The following is a 3,183-nucleotide window of genomic DNA, read 5'->3' on the forward strand; positions in this document are numbered from 1 at the left end:
GGGCTGGTCGTCGTCAGCCTCCTCGAGGTCGGCGGCGTCGCGGTCGCGGCGGCGGGACGTCGAGCGGCCTCCGCCCTCTCGGCGCTCGCGGGCCTCGCGCTGCTGGACGTCGTACTCGCTCTCGGACTGGTCCATGGCCGGACCGCTGTTGGACTCGCCCAGGCTGGCCTGGTACGCTTGGTCGAGCAGCATGCCCAGGATCTCGGGCTCGCCGTCTTGGACGAGTTGCCGGGCGACGGACGCGAACCGGGCCTGGCGCTCGCGCTCCATGTTGGAGCGGTCGCGCATCCGGTCCTCCAAGATGTTGGTCAGACGCTGGCCGACGCGGCTCGCGATCTCGGCCTCGGTCGGCATCTCGCGTTCCTCGAGCGGGATGTCGTACTTGCGCGCGATCTGGCGCAGCGTCGGCATGTCGGTCGCGGTCGTGATCGCGATCGAGACGCCGGCCTTGCCCGCGCGCGCCGTCCGGCCGGAGCGGTGGACGTAGTACTCGCGGTCCTGGGGGATGTCGTACTGGAAGACGTGGCTCAGGTCCTCGACGTCGATGCCTCGGGCCGCCACGTCGGTCGCGACCAGGAAGCGGATCTTGCCGTCGCGGAGGCGCTTCATCGTCTTCTCGCGCGCCTTCTGCGTCAGGTCGCTCGAGATGCCGGCCGCGTTGTAGCCGTAGTTGTTGAGGAAGTTGGCGAGGTACTCGACCTCCCGCTTGGTGTTGCAGAAGATGATGGCCGAGGTCGGGTTCTCCCACTCGATGAGCGTCGCCAACGTCCGGTCCTTCTCCATCGGCATCACCTGGTAGGCCCGGTGCGCCATCTGCTCGACGTGGATCTGGCCGCCGGCCGTCGCCAGGAAGATGGGGTCGGTCAGGAACTCCTTGCCGATGCGCTGGACCTGGAACGGCATCGTGGCCGAGAACATGTAGGAGTCGCGCTGCTTGGGCAGGTAGCGGCGGACCTTGATCATGTCGGGGAAGAAGCCCATCGACAGCATCTCGTCGGCCTCGTCCAGGATGATGGTGCGCAGCTTGTCGAGCTTGAGCGTGCCCCGCGACAGGTGATCCAAGATGCGGCCGGGCGTCCCGACGACCAACTGGGCGCCCTTCTCGAACGCCTCGATCTGCGGGCCGTACCCGACGCCGCCGTAGACGGGGATCGCGCCCAACCGCTCGTCTGGATCGAGGCCGGCGTTCATGCGCTCGAACTCGGCGTGGATCTGGCTCGCCAGCTCGCGGGTCGGGCAGAGCACCAAGGCCTGGGTCGTCTTCTCGCGGACGTCCAGCTTCTCCAAGAGGGGCAGCAGGAACGCGCCCGTCTTGCCAGACCCGGTCCGGCTCTGGACGATCAGGTCCTGGTTGTCCAGGATGTAGGGGACGGCCTGCGCCTGGACGGGCATGAGCCCGGGCCACCCGAGCGCCTCGATGCCCTGCTGCAGGCGCTCGGGCAGGTCCTCGATGCCGGCCTCCTGGCGGTCGGGGTCGGGCGAGTCGAACGGGGTCTCGAGCTGGCGCTCGGCTTTGGCCTCGTTCTGGGCTTTCTGGGTGAGGTCGAAGACGGCTTTGAACGCCATGGGTCGGGGGGAGAGTGGGCCGCCCGGGTCTCGTGTCGCTCCCGACCGGCGTCGCAGGCGCCGGCACCGGCGCCGACGCGGGGAATCCGCGCCTGCGTCATGCTACGCACGAGCGCCGCAGATCGTCCTCGAGGACGCGGACTTCCGGCGGAGTTCTCCCCACGCGTCCTCGAAGGCGCAGAGGTCGTTCGGCCTCGAGGGCGGTGACGTCTCGCGCGGCAGTCTCGGGTAATGGAGGGCGAACCCCTCCGCTCGACCATGCGCACCGCCCTCGCTGTTCTGTCCATTCTCACCATCGCCGGCTGCGCCGAGGTCCAGCAGCTCGCCCAAGACACGCTCGATGGCGCACGCCCGACGACCTATGAGACGGGACAAGGCCAACAGGTCCGGTTCGCACTCGGAGCCGTCGCCTTTGCGGACCGCGTGGACCGGTTTGCGCCCACGCGAGAACTCGGCGTTGCCTACTCCGACGCCCGCCAAGCCATCGGGCCGCCGGACTACGACACGGACCGGTGCCCATCCGGCGACGAGTGCTACGTGTCGCTGACGAGCGGCGGCGTGGCGGTGTTTGAGTTCACCAACAACACCCTGTACGACGGGCCGGGCGACGACATCGCGATCTTCGAGATCGGCCCAGACGTGGAAGCGACGTCGGTCGAGGTCTCGGTCGACGGCCGCGACTACATCGATCTGGGCCGTGTCGAGGGATCGTCGGCGACGCTCGACATCGGCGGACGCGGCCTCGAGGGCGCACAGTACCGCTTCGTCCGCGTCACCGACGACGCGGGCCAGGGCGATGCCGGAGGGCGGACGCCCGGCGCGGACATCGACGCCATCGGCGCCATCCACGCCGAGCGGCGATAGCGCCCTCGAGGACGGAACCCCTGATAGCACGAGGGACCTCGAGGCCGCTAGGCCGGCAGCGTCGGGACCGCGATGGTCGCCCGCGTCCCCTCTCCCGGGGCGGACTCCACCTCGAACCGGCCTCCGATCAACTCGATCCGGTCCCGGACGCTCGCCAGGCCAAACCCGCTCGAGCCGGCCTCGAGGTCGAACCCGGCGCCGTCATCTTGGACGTGGATGACGACGTCGTCCGCTAGGCTCTCCACGAGAATTCGGACGCGCGACGAGTCCGCGTGCTTGACCACGTTGAACAAGAGCTCCCGCACGATCTGGTACACGAGCACGCAGGTGGCCGTGGGCAGGACGAGGGGCTCGGGAGCGGGCACGACCTCGACCTCGAGGCCGTACTGGCTCTCGGCGTAGACGGCCAGCGCGTCGAGGACTTCTCCAACGCGGCCGGCTTCGAGGACGGCCGGGCTAAGGTCGGTCGAGAGCGTCCGGGTTAGCGTGACCGACTCGTCAAGGATGCCGGCCGACCGACGGAGCAGGTCGGCGGCGGCTGGACCGTCGGCCTTGGCGGCCTGGCTGAGGAGCATCGCGAGGCCGTGGAGCCGCTGTTGGAGGTCGTCGTGGAGGACGTGGGCGATCCGACGGCGCTCCTCGTGCTCGGCGACGGTGAGCGCCGCGGCGAGCTGGCGGACCTCCGCCGTCCGCTCCTCCACGCGGGCCTCGAGTGTGGCGTTGAGCGCTCGGACCTCGGCCTCGGCCTCGTGC

3 protein-coding genes are annotated in these 3,183 nt (G+C 69.6%); 1 reads left to right on the forward strand and 2 read right to left on the reverse strand.

The genetic code is table 11. The features are described from left to right. The coding region (locus WBA11_RS12550; RefSeq protein ID WP_424521018.1) for a DEAD/DEAH box helicase at window positions 1-1,566 on the reverse strand (1,566 nt) is incomplete at its 3' end. Window positions 1,567-1,824: 258 nt separating this feature from the next. Here WBA11_RS12550 and WBA11_RS12555 point away from each other — a divergent pair. Further along, window positions 1,825-2,430, forward strand: coding sequence for a hypothetical protein (locus WBA11_RS12555; protein WP_424521019.1), 606 nt, complete (start codon window positions 1,825-1,827; stop codon window positions 2,428-2,430). 47 nt (window positions 2,431-2,477) lie between these two features. Here WBA11_RS12555 and WBA11_RS12560 read toward each other — a convergent pair. Then, window positions 2,478-3,183: sensor histidine kinase (locus WBA11_RS12560; RefSeq protein ID WP_424521020.1), on the reverse strand; the 706-nt coding region annotated here is incomplete at its 5' end.

This window comes from Rubrivirga sp. (genome assembly GCF_049648075.1).
Classification (GTDB): Bacteria; Bacteroidota; Rhodothermia; order Rhodothermales; family Rubricoccaceae; genus Rubrivirga.

Bases quoted from the DNA above. Each gene is read 5' to 3' on its own strand.
- WBA11_RS12555 (WP_424521019.1), top strand. From the start codon at position 1,825: ATGCGCACCGCCCTCGCTGTTCTGTCCATTCTCACCATCGCCGGCTGC.